The sequence below is a fragment of the Shewanella sp. NKUCC01_JLK genome (assembly GCF_019345615.1).
In the GTDB taxonomy this organism is placed as follows: domain Bacteria; phylum Pseudomonadota; class Gammaproteobacteria; order Enterobacterales; family Shewanellaceae; genus Shewanella; species Shewanella oncorhynchi.
The window spans coordinates 113011-132939 of the sequence record NZ_JAHKRD010000016.1; the positions used below are offsets into that span (position 1 = coordinate 113011).

Annotated in this window: 15 protein-coding genes and 1 rRNA gene; 11 read left to right on the forward strand and 5 right to left on the reverse strand. The window is 44.7% G+C overall.

The window, feature by feature from the left end:
- The first annotated feature begins 9 nt into the window (after positions 1-9).
- The 3 genes from tdh (at position 10) to glpG (ending at position 2284) form a co-directional block, all read left to right on the forward strand.
- The gene (tdh, locus tag KO537_RS17225; protein WP_012090660.1) at positions 10-1035 is read left to right on the forward strand and encodes an L-threonine 3-dehydrogenase; all 1026 of its coding nucleotides are present in this window, start codon (positions 10-12) and stop codon (positions 1033-1035) included.
- Between the two features lie 101 nt (positions 1036-1136).
- Entirely contained in the window at positions 1137-1442 is a 306-nt protein-coding gene (gene glpE / locus KO537_RS17230) for a thiosulfate sulfurtransferase GlpE (protein WP_006084745.1), read from the forward strand.
- Complete coding sequence (gene glpG / locus KO537_RS17235; RefSeq protein ID WP_219235134.1) at positions 1439-2284, forward strand: rhomboid family intramembrane serine protease GlpG; 846 nt, start codon at positions 1439-1441, stop codon at positions 2282-2284. Before glpE ends, glpG begins: the two co-directional genes overlap by 4 nt.
- Before the next feature lie 88 nt (positions 2285-2372).
- Here glpG and elbB read toward each other — a convergent pair whose 3' ends face one another.
- Positions 2373-3035 (reverse strand): isoprenoid biosynthesis glyoxalase ElbB, encoded by a 663-nt coding sequence (gene elbB, locus KO537_RS17240; protein ID WP_219235136.1) that lies wholly within the window; start codon positions 3033-3035, stop codon positions 2373-2375.
- A 387-nt stretch (positions 3036-3422) separates the two neighbouring features.
- Here elbB and polA point away from each other — a divergent pair, with 387 nt between their 5' ends.
- Positions 3423-6191 carry a DNA polymerase I gene (gene polA, locus KO537_RS17245; protein ID WP_219235138.1) on the forward strand — a complete coding sequence of 923 codons (2769 nt, stop codon included), beginning with the start codon at positions 3423-3425 and terminating at the stop codon, positions 6189-6191.
- A 1018-nt stretch (positions 6192-7209) separates the two neighbouring features.
- On the opposite strand, the gene yihA is transcribed toward polA, so the two are convergent.
- Entirely contained in the window at positions 7210-7869 is a 660-nt protein-coding gene (gene yihA / locus KO537_RS17250) for a ribosome biogenesis GTP-binding protein YihA/YsxC (RefSeq protein WP_106648821.1), read from the reverse strand.
- Positions 7870-8036: 167 nt separating this feature from the next.
- On the opposite strand from yihA, the gene KO537_RS17255 reads away from it, so the two are divergent.
- From KO537_RS17255 to hemN, 5 genes are all read left to right on the forward strand, one after another.
- On the forward strand, positions 8037-8660 hold the full coding sequence (locus KO537_RS17255) for a c-type cytochrome (RefSeq protein WP_105250761.1): 624 nt from the start codon (positions 8037-8039) through the stop codon (positions 8658-8660).
- 816 nt (positions 8661-9476) lie between these two features.
- Positions 9477-10115: a class I SAM-dependent methyltransferase gene (locus tag KO537_RS17260; protein WP_105250762.1), complete on the forward strand. Its 639-nt coding sequence runs from the start codon at positions 9477-9479 to the stop codon at positions 10113-10115.
- Between the two features lie 90 nt (positions 10116-10205).
- Positions 10206-10766, forward strand: a complete 561-nt coding sequence (gene yihI, locus KO537_RS17265) for a Der GTPase-activating protein YihI (RefSeq protein ID WP_105250763.1) — start codon at positions 10206-10208, stop codon at positions 10764-10766.
- Positions 10767-10839: 73 nt separating this feature from the next.
- Positions 10840-11307 (forward strand): DUF2489 domain-containing protein, encoded by a 468-nt coding sequence (locus KO537_RS17270; RefSeq protein ID WP_212599427.1) that lies wholly within the window; start codon positions 10840-10842, stop codon positions 11305-11307.
- Between the two features lie 261 nt (positions 11308-11568).
- On the forward strand, positions 11569-12945 hold the full coding sequence (gene hemN, locus KO537_RS17275) for an oxygen-independent coproporphyrinogen III oxidase (protein WP_263182235.1): 1377 nt from the start codon (positions 11569-11571) through the stop codon (positions 12943-12945).
- A 96-nt stretch (positions 12946-13041) separates the two neighbouring features.
- Here the strand turns inward: hemN and add are convergent, their stop codons facing one another.
- The gene (add, locus tag KO537_RS17280; protein ID WP_219235140.1) at positions 13042-14037 is read right to left on the reverse strand and encodes an adenosine deaminase; all 996 of its coding nucleotides are present in this window, start codon (positions 14035-14037) and stop codon (positions 13042-13044) included.
- 210 nt (positions 14038-14247) lie between these two features.
- Here add and KO537_RS17285 point away from each other — a divergent pair, with 210 nt between their 5' ends.
- Both KO537_RS17285 and KO537_RS17290 read left to right on the forward strand, forming a co-directional pair.
- Positions 14248-16059: a DUF885 domain-containing protein gene (locus tag KO537_RS17285; protein ID WP_219235141.1), complete on the forward strand. Its 1812-nt coding sequence runs from the start codon at positions 14248-14250 to the stop codon at positions 16057-16059.
- Between the two features lie 95 nt (positions 16060-16154).
- Positions 16155-17138, forward strand: coding sequence for an alpha/beta fold hydrolase (locus KO537_RS17290; RefSeq protein ID WP_105250768.1), 984 nt, complete (start codon positions 16155-16157; stop codon positions 17136-17138).
- Here KO537_RS17290 and KO537_RS17295 read toward each other — a convergent pair.
- Positions 17095-19545, reverse strand: a complete 2451-nt coding sequence (locus tag KO537_RS17295; protein WP_219235143.1) for a GGDEF domain-containing phosphodiesterase — start codon at positions 19543-19545, stop codon at positions 17095-17097. The two genes, KO537_RS17290 and KO537_RS17295, sit on opposite strands and share 44 nt — an antisense overlap.
- Before the next feature lie 299 nt (positions 19546-19844).
- A 5S ribosomal RNA gene (gene rrf, locus KO537_RS17300) occupies positions 19845-19929 on the reverse strand; the annotation flags it as partial.

Genomic DNA, 19929 nt, shown 5'->3' on the forward strand with positions numbered 1-19929 from the left:
CTTAAGACAATGAAAGCACTAAGCAAGTTAAAAGCCGAAAAAGGTATTTGGTTAGTCGATGCGCCTAAGCCAGTGATGGGCCACAACGATCTGCTGATCAAAATTAAAAAAACTGCGATTTGTGGCACCGACATGCACATCTACAACTGGGACGAATGGTCACAAAAAACCATTCCAGTCCCCATGGTTGTTGGTCATGAATATGTAGGCGAAGTGGTTGATATCGGTCAAGAAGTTCGTGGTTTTAAGATAGGCGACCGCGTGTCTGGCGAAGGCCATATCACCTGCGGCCACTGCCGTAACTGCCGCGCAGGCCGCACCCATTTATGCCGTAACACCTCTGGCGTGGGTGTCAATCGTGAAGGTTCATTTGCAGAATACTTAGTTATCCCCGCCTTTAACGCCTTTAAAATCCCTGATGATATCAGCGATGATTTAGCCTCAATCTTTGACCCGTTTGGTAACGCTGTGCACACAGCATTATCCTTCGATTTAGTCGGTGAAGACGTGTTGATCACAGGCGCAGGTCCCATCGGCATCATGGCGGCAGCAGTATGTCGTCACGTAGGTGCTCGCCATGTGGTGATCACCGACGTCAACGAATACCGCTTAGAGCTGGCCCGTAAAATGGGCGCCACGCGCGCTGTGAACGTGTCAAAAGAAAACCTAAAAGACGTGATGAAAGAACTGGGCATGACCGAAGGTTTCGACGTTGGATTAGAAATGTCTGGCGTACCATCGGCCTTCCACGCCATGTTAGATACCATGAACCACGGCGGCAAAGTCGCTATGCTCGGTATTCCAAGTGGTGAAATGGCCATCGACTGGAGCAAAGTGATCTTCAAAGGTTTGGTCATTAAAGGCATCTACGGCCGTGAAATGTTCGAAACTTGGTACAAGATGGCCAGTCTTATCCAATCAGGCTTAGATATTTCACCTATCATCACTCACCACTTCAAGATTGATGATTTCCAACAAGGTTTCGACGCTATGGGCTCGGGCCAATCGGGTAAAGTGATCCTCAGCTGGGATTAATCCTCCAGAGCATTACCTAGATAGGGGCTGTACACTCGCAGCCCCTTGTTGCACACTTATCCCATCTTGATTTCCATCTCTTAGCTTTGTCAGGTTTTATTATGTCTTCCTTTAAACACTTAAGCGTTAATCAATTGCTGCAAATGACCGAAGCACAGCCAGTGCAAATCGTCGATATCCGCGATGGCAATAGCTTCACCAACGGCCATATTGCAGGTGCAACTAACCTGAATAACGAAAACCTAGCGCAATTTATTAGCCAAGCCGATATGGATAGCCCACTCGTGGTGGTTTGTTATCACGGCATGAGCAGCCAAAATGCGGCGCAATATTTATGCGAACAAGGTTTTGATGACGTTTACAGCCTAGACGGTGGCTATAGCGCTTGGCATGAGGCGAATGCATGATAGAAATTGGCAGACTCCCCAACAGCAGAGCCGCGCAGGCATTTGTCGATTACCTCAAAGGGGAAGACATTGACTGCCAAATTGAGCCGCTGGAGCAAGGCGTCGCCATTCTGGTTATCCATGACAAAGATGTGGAGCAAGCACGCAAAGAGTTTGCCCACTTTATTGCTCACCCTTACGACAATAAATATCTGCAAGCCTCATGGGAACACGGCGATACCCAAACCAAACTCGATTATGGTGCCCCTTCGCTGCAGTTGTTCACCCAATTTATTACTGGCGCAGGCCCAGTCACGCTGATCGTATTTGCGGTTTGCGTACTCATTTTTGCGGCGATGAACTTAGGATTCGCCAACCAAACCTACGAAGCACTGTCCTATTTTGGGGCAGTACCTCATTCTGAGTTCAGCCAGTTCTGGCGTGTTTTTACACCGAGCCTGCTGCATTTTTCAGCCATGCACGTCATCTTTAATTTGCTCTGGTGGTGGTATTTAGGCGGTAAAATCGAAACCCGTATCGGTACTGCACCATTACTCATCCTGCTGTTTGTCGCAGGAACTCTGCCAAACGTTATCCAATATTATGTCGGTGGACCTAACTTTGGCGGGCTGTCCGGCGTTGTGTATGCAGTGGTGGGTTACACTTGGATCATGGGTATACGTAAACCCGCAGCAGGAATAGATTTCCCACCATCATATATGGGCTTTATGATGATATGGTTGGCATTGGGATTCACAGATATTCTAGGGGTTTCGGTTGCTAATGGTGCCCACATTGGCGGCTTACTCATAGGTTTAGCCCAAGGTTTATTTGATAGCCGCAAATCCTCGAGCTCAATCTAATAACTCAATCTAATATTGTGAACCAAGATAAATCCTGAAATTTATCTTGGTTCAATGACTCGATTGACTCCTCTACAAACCGCTCAAACTAACTCTGATCAGTCATTTCTAGTAGCTTAACGACTAGCTTCTCGATGCCTGAATGCGCTTCAGCAATATTACCAGCCAACATATAAGCGGGAGTGCTGACAATCCGATTTGCTTCATCCACAACTATCTCATGTACTGTCGCAACTTGATGCTCACCGCCCATCAAATTAAACGCTGCGACAGTATCGCTATCATTACCAATAGTACCTTTTACACCGTGGGGATATAAACGCGGGATCATCATAGGAGCAATACAGATAAAACCAACGGGCTTTTTCGCCAGAATGAACTCATTGATAAAATCAGTCACCAGCGGTTCCACTTCACACTCACTGCCATTCGTCGCAAAATTACACAGATTTTTCGCCGCACCAAAGCCACCGGGAATGATCAAGGCATCAAATTCGGCGATATCTAATTCTGTGGTCGCTTTGACTTCGCCACGGGCGATACGCGCCGACTCCACCAGCACGTTACGACTTGCAGCAGCATCGACCTCACCAGTGAGATGATCTACCACATGCATCTGTTTGATATCAGGTGCAAAACACTGGTAGTGAGCCCCTGATCGGGATACGCATAAAAGCGTTAAAACCGATTCATGTATCTCTGTTCCATCGAAAACACCACATCCACTCAGTAACACTGCGACTTTTTTCATTAAAAATATCCTTCTTATGTCATTAAGTTTTAACAAACCATAAACAAACTAGTTGATCTGATTAAAAATCGTGCTAACTTAATTCGTCGAATCTGACGAGTGCCGAAAATTAAGCCAATCCTTAGATGTATTTTACGGAGTCAATAAAAAATCCACAAATTGGGAAGATTTTTTAAGAAACAGTATTGAACTCACACAAATCTTTTATAAACATAAAAAACAACAACTTAAAAAAATCGCACTAAGCCGTAATCATCGCCATTATTCTCAGTTGACTTTTTCACTCACAGACTTATCCACAGGCTGAGAGTCATTTTGCCATGGCTGAAATAGTGCTTCTGTGGCATGCTTAGCGCCATCTAAGTCATCGATAAACGAAAAATACCTATGCCAACCGTCGCTAAAAACCCACTTGTGCTTGTGGATGGATCTTCTTATTTGTATCGCGCCTATTATGCGCCTCCTCACCTGACAAACTCAAAGGGCGAAGCAACGGGTGCCGTTTATGGCGTAGTGAATATGTTACGCAGCTTGTTGACACGTTATCAACCAAGCCATATCGCAGTAGTGTTCGATGCCAAGGGAAAAACCTTCCGCAATGACATGTACAGCGAATACAAAGCACAGCGCCCACCTATGCCTGATGATCTACGTTCTCAAATCGAACCCTTGCATCGCATTATTCGCGCACTAGGTTTACCACTGATTTCAATTTCCGGCGTCGAAGCCGATGACGTGATCGGTACTATTGCCCGCCAAGCCAGCTTAGAAAACCGTGCCGTGCTTATCAGCACAGGCGATAAAGACATGGCGCAATTAGTGGATGAGAACGTTACGCTCATCAACACCATGACAGACACCATAATGGGCCCAGAAGAAGTCGTCACTAAATTTGGTGTCGGTCCAGACCGTATCATAGATTTACTCGCGCTGATGGGCGACAAGGCTGACAATATTCCAGGCTTACCCGGCGTAGGTGAGAAAACGGCGCTCGCTATGCTCACGGGAGCCGGCAGTGTGAGTAACTTATTAGCGGAACCCGAAAAAGTCGCCGAGCTCGGCTTTAGAGGTTCTAAAACTATGGCGGCAAAGATCATTGAAAATGCCGACATGCTCAAGCTTTCTTACGAACTCGCCACCATCAAAACCGATGTCGAACTTGAGCAAGATTGGCACGAACTTACCATCATGCCAGCAGACAAAGATGAACTGATAAAATGCTACGGCGAGATGGAGTTTAAACGTTGGTTAGCCGAAGTCTTAGATAATAAAATGACGGCAAATACCTCAATTGATGCGGCATCCACAGAAACACAAGAAGACTCATCTCCTGTCGAAGCGATTGAAACCCAGTACGACTGCATTCTCACCGAAACCGAATTAGACACTTGGATTGCTAAGCTTAAACAAGCCGACTTAATGGCAGTCGATACTGAGACCACCAGCTTAGATTACATGGTGGCCGAATTAGTCGGGATTTCCTTCGCCGTTGAGACAGGAAAAGCCGCTTATCTTCCTTTGACCCACGATTACGTTGGTGCACCGACTCAAATCGATAAAACTGTGGCGTTAAAAAAACTGCGTCCACTGCTTGAGGATCCAAAGATCAAGAAAGTCGGTCAAAATCTTAAGTACGACATCAGTATCTTAGCCAATGCAGGGATCAAACTACAGGGCGTCGCTTTCGACACTATGCTCGAATCCTATGTCTTCAACTCAGTGGCTTCGCGCCATGATATGGATGGCTTAGCGCTCAAGTACTTAGGCCATAAGAATATCAGCTTTGAAGAAATTGCTGGCAAAGGTACAAAACAGCTGACCTTCAACCAAATTCCACTGGAAACGGCTGCGCCTTATGCGGCCGAAGATGCCGACATCACACTGCGTTTACACCAACATTTATGGCCAAGACTCGAGAAAGAAGCCGAACTTGCCGCCATGTTTACCGAAGTCGAATTACCGCTAATCCAAGTGTTGTCGGACATTGAACGTCAAGGGGTATTAATCGACAGTATGTTACTCGGCCAACAGAGCGATGAGCTGGCGCGTAAAATCGATACCTTAGAAGAAAAAGCCTACGACATTGCCGGTGAAAAATTCAATCTTGGTTCACCTAAGCAACTGCAAGTATTGTTTTATGAAAAACTAGGTTATCCGATCACCAAAAAGACCCCAAAGGGTGCGCCATCGACCGCGGAAGAAGTATTAGTCGAATTAGCCTTAGATTTCCCACTGCCAAAGGTGATCCTCGAGCATCGAAGTCTATCTAAGTTAAAGAGTACTTACACCGATAAGCTGCCACTGATGGTCAACGCCAAAACAGGTCGCGTACACACTAGCTATCATCAAGCTAATGCGGCAACAGGTCGCTTATCGTCAAGCGAACCTAACCTGCAGAATATTCCGATTCGCACCGAAGAAGGTCGCCGTATTCGCCAAGCCTTTATCGCCCCAGCAGGCCGTAAAATTTTGGCCGCCGACTACTCGCAAATCGAACTACGGATCATGGCCCATTTATCCCAAGATGCAGGCTTACTCAAAGCCTTCGCCGAGGGCAAAGACATTCATAGAGCCACTGCTGCAGAAGTATTTGGTACCGACTTTGATGAAGTCACCACAGAACAACGCCGCCGTGCCAAAGCGGTTAACTTCGGCTTAATTTATGGCATGTCAGCCTTTGGTTTGGCGCGTCAGCTTGATATCCCACGCCATGAAGCACAAACCTATATCGATACCTACTTTGCCCGTTATCCTGGCGTATTACGTTATATGGAAGAAACGCGGGCGGGTGCTGCTGACTTAGGTTATGTGTCGACTCTGTTTGGTCGTCGCCTCTACTTGCCCGAAATCCGTGATCGTAATGCGATGCGCCGCCAAGGTGCTGAACGTGCTGCGATTAACGCGCCAATGCAAGGTACGGCTGCCGACATCATCAAAAAGGCCATGATCAATATTGCCCAGTGGATCAAGACAGAAACCCAAGGCGAAATCACTATGATCATGCAGGTTCACGATGAATTAGTGTTTGAAGTCGATGCGGATAAAGCAGAGGCACTTAAAAAGACAATCTGCACCTTGATGGCGCAAGCAGCTAATCTCGATGTTGAACTGCTTGCCGAAGCGGGTATTGGTGATAACTGGGATGAAGCTCACTAATCTCAGCAATATCCAGAAGAACACTATCAATATGATTTAACTGCAAATAAAGCTAATCTGACTTCAATATTTTGAGCTCAGATTAGCTCTCTCCCGTCTTAATCGCCTCTAAGCACATCAATACTCAGTACCTTTTATCACCCATAACTAATTACAATGTCACAAAACAAATGAGAGCGTTAAGTTCGGCACAGCTTAGCCGGCAACATAATACATGACGAGCAGTCAAACAATCTTACCCATTGATCACTAGAGTTCATCGAAAAGACTGTCGCAATCATGGCTACTGACGGTTCCGCTTTGCTTCAATCACAAATTCACTTAAATAAGCTGTATATGTTCGAAAGTGTAATAACCGCTGTTCTCTCACGCGTACACCAAAATCTTAGGTCAGGATTAGAGTAAAAAATCAAATCTCAAATATTGATCACTTTTGTATATAAATTTCGAGTTTTCTCTTTAAATCAGCCAATTAACCATTTTCACTGAAATTTTAGGATCAATTTGAGATGCTTTTTCACTCACAACCTGAGATCAAGCGCACATAATTACCTCTTTTTTGAAAAAACTGTTTTCCATTTAAAGATAAATAGAGTAATATTCTCTGCGTAGGGTACAGAGGTTAAGATGTTCTATCTTTCAGACCTTTATTTCACTTATAGTGATGAGCCAAATTCTGGCGCCTCAGCAACTTGTTTGCTGAGGCTTTTTTTTGCTCTTTTTTCAGACTTTAAGTAAATTTTAGAGTATTTACTTTAATAAGGAATGAATTGGCTGTATGCTAGTTTCATTGAGAACCATTGAAGCTAATTTGATGGTGCTTGAGTCTTGTTGAATTTAGCTTCTCCCCAAAAGAGCTAATATTTTTGGCCGATGATAATATCATCGGCTATTTTTTTGCCTGAAATTAACGAAGAACCGATGGGAATGAGACTGAACAAAAGAGAAAAAATTGCAGTACAAACAAAGAGGAGGTATACACAGTCAAATTCTACCATGTACACCAAAACAGGCGATATTATTCAGCGTTATTCACTGCATCTAACTCATCAGTCAACCACTGTGGATGACACCATTCATTAAGAATTGCCAACACTTTAGGCTTACCAGTTCCTTTGAGTGATGAGAAAGGTTCAACTTGCACCCAGTCGCCAAACTCACTTAATGCGAGACGCACTTCATTTACGGTTTTCATCTTAGCACTTTGGGCTAATTTGTCTGATTTCGTTAGCAAAGCTAATACTGGAATTTCACTAGCAACTGCCCATTCAATCATCTGCATATCGAGATCTTTTAATGGATGACGAATATCCATCAAGACAACCACGCCACTTAAACAAGCGCGTTTTTGCAAATATTCACCTAATGCTTGCTGCCATTTATTTTTCAACGCAAGTGGGACTTGCGCAAAGCCATAACCAGGCAAGTCAACTAAACGACGCTGAGCATCTAACTCAAATACGTTAATTAGTTGAGTACGGCCCGGTGTTTTACTGGTTCTTGCTAAACTTTTTTGCTCAGTTAATGCATTGAGTGCACTAGACTTTCCAGCATTAGAGCGGCCAGCAAATGCAATCTCAACTCCAACATCGCCGGGCAGATATTGATCCAAATGTGCAATGTCAGGTGCACTGATTAAAAACTTTGCCCTACGAAAATCTATACGAGATTCAGTCACTATTTACTCCGAAATTTTTCTACGCAATACCATAATTTATGAAGAATTACTTACTTTCCCACGTTTTCGTGTAAAATATTACTCCGATCACATTAATCATATTTTACCACGCTTGCGGGTCACCCTAGTAAGCTCAGGATAATAATTTAACCAGAAGTTGGAACGCCATGAAAAAGCTAGCTCTTGCGCTGTCTGTTGTAATTGCCGCCATATCTTCACCTGCGATTGCTGAAGGTAATGCTGAAGCGGGAAAAACGAAAATCATTGTCTGTTCGGCCTGTCACGGTATGGACGGTAACAGTATGATCGATATGTACCCCAAAATTGCGGGCCAACACGCCACTTACCTCCAAAAGCAACTACATGATTTCCGTAGCGCAGCACAAACTGGCGGTAAAGATGGGCGTATGGATCCTATCATGAGTGGCATGGCAATGCCTCTAAGCGATCAGGATATTCTCGACATTAGCGCATATTTTTCTAGCCAAGCAATCCAAGTGGCTGAAGCAAAAGATGTTCCTGAGTTAGGTGCTAAACTTTACAAGGGTGGTGATGTTTCTCGTGGCATTACCGCTTGTATGGCATGTCATGGCCCAGATGGTAAAGGCGCTGAGCTTGCAGGTTTTCCAACGTTGGCAGGCCAACACGCAAACTACATCAAGATCCAGCTGACAAAATTCCGTGAAGCTGGCCGCCATAATGACTTGAATGGCATGATGCAAGATGTGGCTAAAAAACTAAATGATAGCGATATCGACGCGCTATCAAAGTATCTTTCTAGCCTGAAGTAATCTTCGCGAGTGAAAAGAAGGGTGTATTGTCACCCTTTTTTTACACCACAAAGTTGACGTGGACGTAAACTGCAAAGATTCGTGCTTGACATAGATCACAGATTTCGGTTTAATAAGCCCCGTACCGAGATAAACCCATCTGTTTGTACAAAAAGATTAATAATAACTTACAGGTTTCGGTATAATTAACGTTTAAGATATAAGAATAAAGATACTCAATAACAATAATATACTTAAGACCACTCTCTAATAATAACAAGAGTCGTGATTTCCACTTGAAATCCAGGTCAGCACAATTTTGTAAGGGATGGCCGATAACGCCAATTTGCTTCTAGCAAAACACCTTACGCTAAGGGTAACTTGCCCCATCAGGACATAGTTTACATGATGTAAACTGTAGCAAAGGAAGCGATAAGCTTAGGATGCACTGGCTGGATGCTTGTTATCACAGGAAGGTACTTAAGTAACATGGATGGTTAACTCGACGTCAATGATGACGATGCTTTAAAAGATGTGTTGCGAGACCATCTACGGAAACTGTAGTCAGGATGGCGACAGAAAAAAATAAAGTGTCTGGAAGACCATTAACAAAAATAATGCAGGGAAAGCAGTAAAAAAAAGAAGGATACCGACCGGGAAAGTCGCATAGCAAGTATGGATACTTGGAATCAGGATAAGGTGCTAAAGTACCCTTTGTAAGGCGGCAGTTTAACTGCCGCCTTTTTTCTTTTGTAACACCCCATTAGTGTCTAAAATGTGCACTCAACCAATATAATTGGTACAATCAAAGCCTTAATAACCACTTCAGCAGACTCAATGCCCAGATGCCCTCTTTGTCATAACAGTCAGACACGACTCCTTCATCAAGATAAAAAGCGGAGTTTTTATGTTTGCAAGACATGTGAGTTAACCTTTGCGGATGCGAATAGCCATTTACCCCCCGCGGCAGAGAAGCAAAGATACGGTCGTTCACGCATAGCGTCGAAGCAAAAACAGTTATCGCAATTTATTTTGCCGCTGTTAGCGCAATTAGAGCAGCAACAAGCGGGCAGTTTATTAGGATTGAATTTTGGTCGCATACTCGATGATGAGAGCCTGACGACCATAGAAAATGCGGGCCACAAGTTAAATCAATATGATCCCTTTTTTGCCCCGAATCATGATGTGTTAAAGCTAGAGTATGATTTTATCTGCTGTTATCGGGTGTTTGAGCATTTTCAAAACCCTATAAAAGAGTGGACTTTGCTCTCTCGGCTACTGCATTCTGGTGGTTGGTTAGCGATAAGCACACCATTACTGACTGAATTAGATGGTTTTGCTAAGTGGCATTATAAGAACAACCTCACCCATGTGAGCTTTTATCAGCGACAAACCTTCGAGTACCTCGCAAACAATAGCGATTTTGAACTATTATTTGCCGCAAAGGACCTCGTTTTGATGCAAAAAACATCATAATCTGGTATAACACTCGGCCTAATTTCGCACCTTGTAGACAAGCTCACCCTTAGTCTGCAAGGCCATACGTTGTAAATAATTGAGAAGACCATGTCTCGTAGCAAGAAAACACGCAAGGGCGGCGAGAACAGCCCTAAGTTACAGCCAAGAGTGAAGAAGCAAGATCGCGCTGTAGCGACTGGCAAACGTAAAGATTCTGGCAATAAATCAGGTAGTCGTCATAACGAAAGCTTAATTTTAGCGCAAGCGCCGCAACAGCAGGCCGCTAAGAAAAAAGACCCGCGTCATGGCAGTAAAAAGCCTGTGGCTTTAGCAATTCCTGCGGCAGTGGTAACAGATAAAGCCGCTCAGCCAAAAGTGAAACAAGCTAAGCTGACTGACGAGCAAAAACTGCTGAAATTGGAAGAAGATCCAAGACTAAATCAGCTGTTAGATATGCTTGAAGAAGGCCGCGACCTCAACGAGGTTGACCAAAAGTGGTTAGATCAACAGCTAAATAAGATTGAAGCTCTGATGATTAAACTGGGCATTAGCGACGATATGGATGATGACACACCTTCATCACCTGCTAAGTCTTTGTCTGACGATGAGTTGTTCGACAAGTTCGAATCAGGCGCTGACTTACTAAAAGATTATCAAGACAAGTTCTAACCTCTCAGTGCTAAGGCATAGGGAACTCAGTTTTTAGCTGTGGCTCCTTATGCCATTCATATAAGGAGTCTCTGTGTCTACGACTATCATTATTCTCGGTTTTATCATCATAGTAGCGCTAAGTAGCTACGCCACCTTCTTAATCCTAAAACTCAAGCAGCAAAAAAAGCGTCAGCAGGCTGAACAAGCCGAGCGTGAAGTGACTGCGAACGCAAAACGTGCCCAAGTTTTAGATGATATCCGCTATATCGCCACCGCCATGATTGAAGACCGCTGTGAGATCTCTGAAGGCGTGGTCAGGATTGGGCGATTATTTGAAATCCTGTCATTAAGTGAGCGTGTGGCTCCCGATTACCCTTCATTATTCAAACACTTTGAGTTAATTAAAAATCATCCCATCATGGATGCTCGTCAAGCCTTGCCTAAGCAAGAAAGAATGAAGTTAGACTTGATCAGAATGAAGTCCGAAGCCGCATTAGAGCAAGGCATCAGTGATGATGCGAAAAAACTGGCGGATTACCAAGCCAAAGCGATGCATTAAACCAGCCCATTGCTATACCTCAAGACCACTTATATTGTGGTTTTGAGGTTATCTCGATAAAACCTGCACCAATCTTACCCTCCTTACTCCCGTGAGCCTGCGCACAAAATCGCCAAATATCGACAGACAAGCGTACTTTTTTGATAGATATTGCGTAACTTCTAAAAAGACAGACGTCATTTTTACAACCTAGATCAAGGTTATTTACTTAAGAACCTTGCATACTTCGCTTGTTGCTAATTTACCCACGGAGGACACGCCTTGAAGCAGCCCACTCAGATTAGCTGGGATCAGTCGATGATCGAAAAATATAACTACAGCGGTCCCCGTTATACCTCTTACCCAACGGCATTAGAGTTCGATGACACATTCACCGAACAAAACCTGCTGACGGCCATTGAAAATAGCAAAAGCGATAAACTGTCGCTGTATATTCATATCCCGTTCTGCGCCAAGCTTTGTTATTACTGCGGCTGTAATAAAGTCATCACCCGTCACCAACACAAAGCCGATCAGTACATTGAATATTTAAGCCAAGAAATTATTAAACGTGCCCCCCTGTTCAAACATTACAGTGTGACCCAAATGCATTGGGGCGGCGGTACACCCACTTTCTTAAATCCAGAGCAAATTTTAAAGCTGACATCATTGATTAAAGCCAACTTTAACTTTGCGGATGAAGGTGAGTTTTCAATTGAAGTCGATCCTCGCGAGATAGAACTGTCAATGCTCGACACGTTGAAAGAAGCGGGCTTTAACCGGATCTCCATCGGCGTACAAGATTTCAATAAAGAAGTGCAAATTGCCGTTAATCGCGAACAAGACGAGCAATTTATCTTCGACTTAATGGCCAAAGCGAAAGCCATGGGTTTTGTGTCGACCAACATAGATTTAATCTATGGTTTGCCACACCAAACGCCAGAAACCTTTGCCGTCACTATGCAGCGCGTTTTAGATTTATCGCCTGACCGTCTGTCGGTATTTAACTATGCTCACTTACCTGCGCGCTTTGCCGCTCAACGTAAGATCAAAGACGAGCATTTACCTTCGCCAAAACAAAAACTCGAAATGCTGCACCAAACTATCGAGACCTTAACTGGCGCAGGCTACCAATATATCGGTATGGACCACTTTGCTAAACCCGATGACGAGTTAGCCAAGTTACAGCGCGAAGGCAGACTGCACCGCAACTTCCAAGGTTATACAACCCAAGAAGAATGTGATTTGTTAGGTCTTGGCGTATCGTCCATCAGTCAGATTGGCGATTGCTATGCGCAAAACCAGAAAGATATCCGCCCTTACTATGAGGCCATAGATAAGGAAGGCCATGCTTTGTGGAAAGGTTGCAGCCTAAACCGTGACGATGAAATCCGCCGTGTAGTGATTAAACAGCTGATTTGCCACTTCGAACTGGATATGGCGAAAATTGATGAGAAACTGGGGATTAACTTCGAAACCTATTTCGCGGAAGATCTTAAGTTAATGCAGACATTTATCGATGATAAGTTAGTTGAAATCGTCGACAGACAGATCACTATCAGCCCTACTGGCCGTTTATTGATCCGCAATATCTGTATGTGCTTCGATCTTTACTATCGTCAAAAAGCGCGTCAGCAACAGTTCTCACGCGTGATCTAAACGCTTATTGCTGCACTCGCAAACGCTCACAAAAAATCCGACTCTAGAGTCGGATTTTTTATTCATTGCAATTTTTAGTAACGACTCAGAATCGACTTATGCCTTAGCGGCATAAAGTGCTTTGCGCTCACTGTCCGATAAAAATGCCATTTCAACGCCGTTACGTTGCACCTGCGCTAACTCAGCATCGGTTAACTTGAGTTCAGATTTGGCGATACGATACTCATGCTTAATATCGATAGCGCTCACACCGGGATCATCGGTATTTAGGCTTATCAACACGCCTGCATCCATAAAGGTTCTGAATGGATGCTCAGCGTAAGAAGCCACAGTAGAAGTATGCAAGTTACTGGTTGGGCAAGATTCGATGCCAATACGGTGCTTAGCAAGATATTCCATCAGCTTAGGATCGTGAATCGCGTTCACCCCATGACCAATTCGAGTTGCGCCAAGTTCTTGAATCGCTTGCCACATACTTTGTGAACCCGCAGCTTCACCGGCGTGAGCCGTAATCGCAAGGCCAGCATCACGAACACGTTTAAAGTGATCGTTAAATAACTCGCCAGGGAAGCCTAATTCATCACCGGCTAAGTCCATAGCCACGAGATGTTGTTTATGGGCGAGTAAGCCTTCAAGTTCTTGAGTACAAGCAGCTTGACCAAATGAACGTGACATAATGCCAATCAAATTGATCTTCACGTTATAGTCTTTTAAGCCCGCTTTAACGCCGTCAACTACCGCCTCAACTACGCCTTCAATCGGTAACTTATGGTTCATCGCCATATAGTAAGGACTAAAACGTAACTCAGCGTAATCTAAGCCAGATAACGCCGCATCGGCAACGTTTTCATAGGCGACGCGTTTAACTGCATCCAAATCTGCGAGTACGGCAACCATCCAATCGAGCTTCTTTAAGAAGGCGACTAAGCTAGTTTCTTTCCCCTGAATTTGCACAAAAGGTGCGAGCGTCTCTAAAGAATCGGCAGGTAGCGCAATGCCGTGTTGGTGTCCTAGTTCCCAAATGGTATTTACCCGCACATTACCGTCTAGGTGACGATGCAGATCCACCAATGGAATGGATGTATCAATCATATTTAACCCCTATTTGAACTACCCAGCCAATGCTTTTGTTATTTGGTCGCGGGCGGACACTAAGTTTAACACGCATTTTCGGGGGCATTTATGCGCTAAACGCATTTAAATTCACATTCAGTCACAATTCTGCTTAATATCCATACAAGGAACGGCCGCATTCATCAGGCATAATGACTTCAATAACAACGAAAATATCAGAGATCTAACATGCATAAACTCTTAACCCCCAGTTTATTGATATGCGCATTAGGCGCCTGCAGTGCCACTCAAACCACAAAAAATATTCAAACCCCATCGTCACAGACAATATCAGCAGCACAGTCGCAAGTTGAGCCAATCGCTCCCGCGCTGCAAGCGATTATCGACCAAAGCTGGCAATTACAGCTCAGTGCGAATCCTGAAATGGCTTACAGCATGGGCGATGCCAGTGCCGCAGGAAAATTAACGGATCTCTCGCCAGCCGCGCTCGCTAAGCTTAATCAAGGTCAAATCGCAGTACTAGCGCAGCTCAAAGCACTCGACCGCAGCAGTTTGAGTAAAGAAGATAAGATTAACGCCCAAATACTGGAAGATCAGATCCAAAACGATATCGACCTATATCGTTTCAAGGATTATTACCTGCCCATTACGGCGGAAAGCGGCTTCCACGCTTATATCACGTCAATCGCACAGGGAAGATTCAACACCCTTGAGGATTACCGCAACTATATCGCCAAACTCAATGCACTCCCGACCTATTTCGCCCAGCAAACCCACTGGCTAAAACAAGGATTAGCCGAGGGAATAACGCCGCCAAAAGTGACACTCAATGGCTTTGAAGACAGTATCAGCGCTTATATCGTCCCTGTTGAAAAGAGCAGTTATTTCAAACCTTTTACGCAATATCCCAACTATTTCAGTGAGGCACAAAAAACTCAGCTAACCCAAGAAGGTCGCGCTTTAGTCGAGCAAAAAGTCCTACCGCTATATCAAAACTTCTATGATTTCATGACTAAAGAGTACATTCCCAATGCACGGGAAAATATCGCAGCCAGTAGCTTACCTAACGGTGCTGAGTTTTATGAGAATCGGGTACGTTACTATACGACCTTGAATATGACGTCGACGCAAGTGCATGAACTGGGCTTAAAAGAAGTACAACGTATCCGCCAAGAAATGGAGCAAATCATCAAGTCCGTTGGCTTTAAAGGCAGCTTTGCCGACTTCTTACATTTCCTGCGGACCGATCCCCAGTTCTACACCACCAGTGCCGATCAGTTACTCAAAGAAGCGGCATTTATTGCCAAAAAAGCCGATGCCATGCTGCCTAAGTACTTCGGCAAACTCCCACGCCAGCCCTATGGTATAGCACCAGTGCCCGCCGAAATTGCACCGAAATACACCACAGGGCGATATTCAGGATCGAACAGCGATGATGAACCCGGTTACTACTGGGTCAACACTTATGCATTGGATAAGCGCCCACTCTACGAGCTAGAAGCCTTAACCTTGCACGAAGCCGTACCCGGTCATCATCTGCAAATTTCACTCAACTCTGAGCTAAGCTCACTCCCAGATTTCCGTCGTTATGGCTATATCTCTGCCTTTGGTGAAGGATGGGGGCTATATTGCGAATATTTAGGTTTAGAAGCTGGTTTCTACCAAGATCCATACAGTAACTTTGGCCGCCTAACCTATGAAATGTGGCGGGCGGCGCGTTTAGTCGTAGACACAGGCATGCATGCCCAAGGGTGGAGTCGTCAACAAGCCATCGACTTTATGGCCAGCAATACCGCACTATCACTGCACAATGTCACTACCGAAATTGACCGCTATATTTCGTGGCCAGGACAAGCCTTGTCCTACAAAATTGGTGAGTTAACAATCAAACGATTACGTGCCAAGGCAGAACAGGAACTCGGCGACAAATTTGATATTCGTGCCTTCCACGATGCTGTGCTCGAAAATGGCTCTGTGCCTATGTCGATCCTCGAACAGCAAATCAATGATTTTATTGAAGCGAAAAAGGCGACACGCTAAGTTAATGAAATTCATGGGAGTCGGTATTTTCAGACTCCCATGGTTGTCTGTTACACTCTAACAAACCATTCAAGCCAAATGATTTGCGACTGAGTATGAGCCAAGCCAAAGCGACATTTTCGACTGAACACGATTTAAATACCTCAGAGCAGCAAGCCTTCTGGCAAAGCGTTGTTCAAGACACGCTAGCCTCTGCCGACGGCGTCACGCTGGCCTATATGATGGTCAAACATCCCCAAGCGCATACCGCAATCGTTCTCAGTAGTGGCCGAGTAGAGTCCTATTTAAAGTATCAAGAATTGGTCTTCGACTTGTACCAACAAGGTTACTCAGTTTATGCCATCGATCACCGTGGCCAAGGATTGTCGGATCGTATGACAATCAATCCGCACATGGGTCATGTGCGAAGATTTAATGATTATATTGATGACTTTGCTCTATTTATGCAGAAGATAGTGCTACCACAAAACGACAAACAACTCATGCTACTTGGCCATTCAATGGGTGGCGCGATTGGCACTTTGTATCTCAAACAGCATCCCGATATTTTTACCGCCGCGGCATTTTCAGCGCCCATGTATGGCATTAAATTACCTATGCCAAAAGCGTTCGTACGCTGGTTAGCCAGTAAACTCGATACCACACTCAATGGCGGCGAGCCTAATTATGTACTTGCAGGACAAAACTATAAACCTGTTCCATTCAAAGGTAATGAGCTCACTCACAGCCAAACCCGATACCAAGCCTACCGAGAATTGTATGATGCTGCCCCTAAGTTACAACTCGGTTCACCCACTAACCGTTGGTTGACTGAATCTTTAGATGCGGCAGATACTTGCGTACTGGCAACAGCACAAATTCGCACTCCGATACTGATACTGCAAGCGAGTGAAGATAAGATTGTTGATAATGCGGCCCAGAATCTCGCCGTGAGTACCCATTGCCAATTGAAAGTAATCGCTGGGGCTGCCCATGAGATTTTTATGGAAAAAGACGCCTGCCGAAACCAAGCCTTAAACTATGCTCTCGACTTCTTTAAACGCTACGCAATAAAGGACGAGGACAAACAAGCTGGATAAAGTCCGCTTGGTTTAAGGCTCGACTGAATAAATAGCCCTGATAGCCATCACAGCCTAGTTCAACAAAAGCTTGATATTGTTGGGATGATTCAACACCTTTGGCGACAACGCTCAAATTGAATTGCCGCGCAGAGGTAATAAGTACATTCACTTTTGTTGGCATTGTGGTTAATGAATCAATACAACTCATATCCAATTTAACCGCAACTAATGGCTGATTAGCTAAGCAGCTCAAGGCACTCAAGCCTGAACCGAAATGATCGAGGATGATACCTACACCTACTTCAACTAACTTAGAGACACGCTCATCCACAAACTGTGGTTGCATTAAAAATGCGGCCTCATTGAGCTCAATACCCAGTTGATTAGCCGCAATACCATGCTCCTTAACCAACCCAACGAATGCATCAACAAAATCTGCCTGACCAAATGAGAATGCACTGATATTGAGAGTCAAAGGAGGCAAACTCCTTCCTTGAGCCCGCGATTTCTGAATAAACAGACACACCCGCTTAGCCACCCAAAGATCAAGCTCAGCAATAATTCCCCCTTGTTCTGCTAACGCCACAAATTCAGCTGGCGGAATAAACTCTCCATCAGCACGATACCAACGCGTGAGCACTTCAGCCGAGACAAATTCACTGGTCGTATTGATCACAGGCTGGAACATTAACGTTAAGCTATCTTGTTGTAATGCGGTTTGTAATTCCTGTTGCAACAGCTCATCACGGCTCTGGCGAAAGTCCATTTCAGCATGGTAAAAAGCGCACCCAGCTTGACCTGCTTGCTTAGCGCTTAACGTTGCCAACTCGGCACGACGCATCACTAAAGCAGGATCTAAGGTTTCTATACTATCGAGTAAACAGATCCCCACACACGCGCTCAGCTCAAAGTGATGATGACCGTAATGGAATGGTCGAGCAATCACTTGCCTTAACTCACTCGCAAGGGCTAAAGCACGACGAGCAGCGGCTGACGCATCTGCCGCTAAATCTTTAGCAAGCAAAACGAAATTACCAGACTCTAATCGACCGACCGTTATATTTTCAGTGAAATAACTCGATAAACGGGCCGCGATTTGTGTTAACAAGCGCTCTAATTCATGGGAATTTAAAGTGGCGACCAATCCTAAGCGATCAACCTCAACGAGCAGCAATGCCCCCCATTGCCCCGAACTATTACCTTGGGTTAAAAATTGCGATAAACGCCCCATAAAGACATCGGGCAACATCTTGCGACCGACAACCGATTGCTCTACAAGCTCAGTAATTGCAGCATGGTTCTTCGCGCTTTCTGACACATCCATATGAATGCCGATCATGCGAGTCGGGCGCCCTTGGGGATCCCAATCAACTAACATACCGCGGTCTAACACCCACACATAATGGCCATCTCTATGCCGTAAGCGGTGAACACTTTCAAATTCTTTACTCTTTCCGCTAACGTATTCCTGCAAAGCATCTAACACAATCTGCTTATCATCGGGATGTAACCGCGTCTCCCAGGTCTGGAATACTCCAGCCAATTCATCAGGCGCATAACCAATCATCTCTTTCCAGCGATCAGAAAGAAAAACCTCCCCCGTACTGATGTCCCAATCCCAAATACCGTTACGCGAACCTTCCACAGCAAATAACCAACGCAATTCACTGTCATTCAGCTGTTTAACTGCCCGACTTAAACGCTCATGTGCCTGCTGCAAACTGGCTTGCAAAGATAAAACTTCAGATGAACTCCAAGGTATCGATGTCGAAAAGGAAGAAGTGCCTACCTGCTTAGCTGCCTCACTCAACATTTGGAATGGGCGGATCAACAGGAAATATAAAATAAAGGTAAAGCCAATCAGCAATAATCCGCCAAGGCCCCAAACCCGCATAAAACGTTGCTGCAACTTAGCAGAAGCTTCGGCCACTAAAGGGGCTAAATCGGCTTCAAGATAAATCAAATCAACAGCCCCACCATACTGGGGAAGAACGGGATAATATGCTTGAATAGTTAAGCGGTCGAGATTAACGAGGATCTGCGGAAGAAAAGCTTGAACCACAGAGCGGTGAAGGTCTACATCATAACCATCGATGACTTGAGTCGCATTGCTATCTCGCCACACAGTATGATTAGCAAAACGAATACGGCTTTCAGCATCAACCAAGATATACACCATAGTGCCCATATCCAGCGCAGCTAAGGAAACTTCCTGCTCAATCCGCTCCACATCCTGTAAAGCTTGCGCCGATTGAACCACATTCTGCATGCGGAACAACTGTTGCTTTATCAAAGCCGACTGTCGCTGCGCAAGTTCAGCCCTAAGTTGGTCACTTTCGAACAGGTACTCACCTATGACCAACACTAAATATAGGGTCAGCATACAAAGAGGAAGCAGTACCGCGAGCGAAAGCTTACGAAGCATAGGCAACAGATGGCCGTTAACAAAAAAATTAATATTTTTGTATGCTAACGGGAAACTAACCACTAAGCAAAAGGACTTATCAAACTAAGCGAGATCTTCATGTAAATAATCAACTTAGAGTAGAAAAGTCTGAAATAAAGGAAGGAAAAAACGTAAAGAACTAGCAGAAGAACCAAAACTAAAATGAATAGAAAAATGCTAGATAGCATTGGTCTTTAAATGACAATTTAACAAATTGCAGACGCAAAAAAGCCAGCTTATTCAGCTGGCTTCGTTACATCTCAATGAGATAATTAGGCGCTTGGCGATGACCTACTCTCACATGGGGAGACCCCACACTACCATCGGCGCGTTTGCGTTTCACTTCTGAGTTCGGGATGGGAT

Coding starts and splice junctions, on each gene's coding strand:
- tdh (WP_012090660.1), top strand. CDS start 10: ATGAAAGCACTAAGCAAGTTAAAAGCCGAAAAAGGTATTTGGTTAGTC.
- glpE (WP_006084745.1), top strand. CDS start 1,137: ATGTCTTCCTTTAAACACTTAAGCGTTAATCAATTGCTGCAAATGACC.
- glpG (WP_219235134.1), top strand. CDS start 1,439: ATGATAGAAATTGGCAGACTCCCCAACAGCAGAGCCGCGCAGGCATTT.
- elbB (WP_219235136.1), bottom strand. CDS start 3,035: ATGAAAAAAGTCGCAGTGTTACTGAGTGGATGTGGTGTTTTCGATGGA.
- polA (WP_219235138.1), top strand. CDS start 3,423: ATGCCAACCGTCGCTAAAAACCCACTTGTGCTTGTGGATGGATCTTCT.
- KO537_RS17255 (WP_105250761.1), top strand. CDS start 8,037: ATGAAAAAGCTAGCTCTTGCGCTGTCTGTTGTAATTGCCGCCATATCT.
- KO537_RS17260 (WP_105250762.1), top strand. CDS start 9,477: ATGCCCAGATGCCCTCTTTGTCATAACAGTCAGACACGACTCCTTCAT.
- yihI (WP_105250763.1), top strand. CDS start 10,206: ATGTCTCGTAGCAAGAAAACACGCAAGGGCGGCGAGAACAGCCCTAAG.
- add (WP_219235140.1), bottom strand. CDS start 14,037: ATGATTGATACATCCATTCCATTGGTGGATCTGCATCGTCACCTAGAC.
- KO537_RS17285 (WP_219235141.1), top strand. CDS start 14,248: ATGCATAAACTCTTAACCCCCAGTTTATTGATATGCGCATTAGGCGCC.
- KO537_RS17290 (WP_105250768.1), top strand. CDS start 16,155: ATGAGCCAAGCCAAAGCGACATTTTCGACTGAACACGATTTAAATACC.
- KO537_RS17295 (WP_219235143.1), bottom strand. CDS start 19,545: ATGCTTCGTAAGCTTTCGCTCGCGGTACTGCTTCCTCTTTGTATGCTG.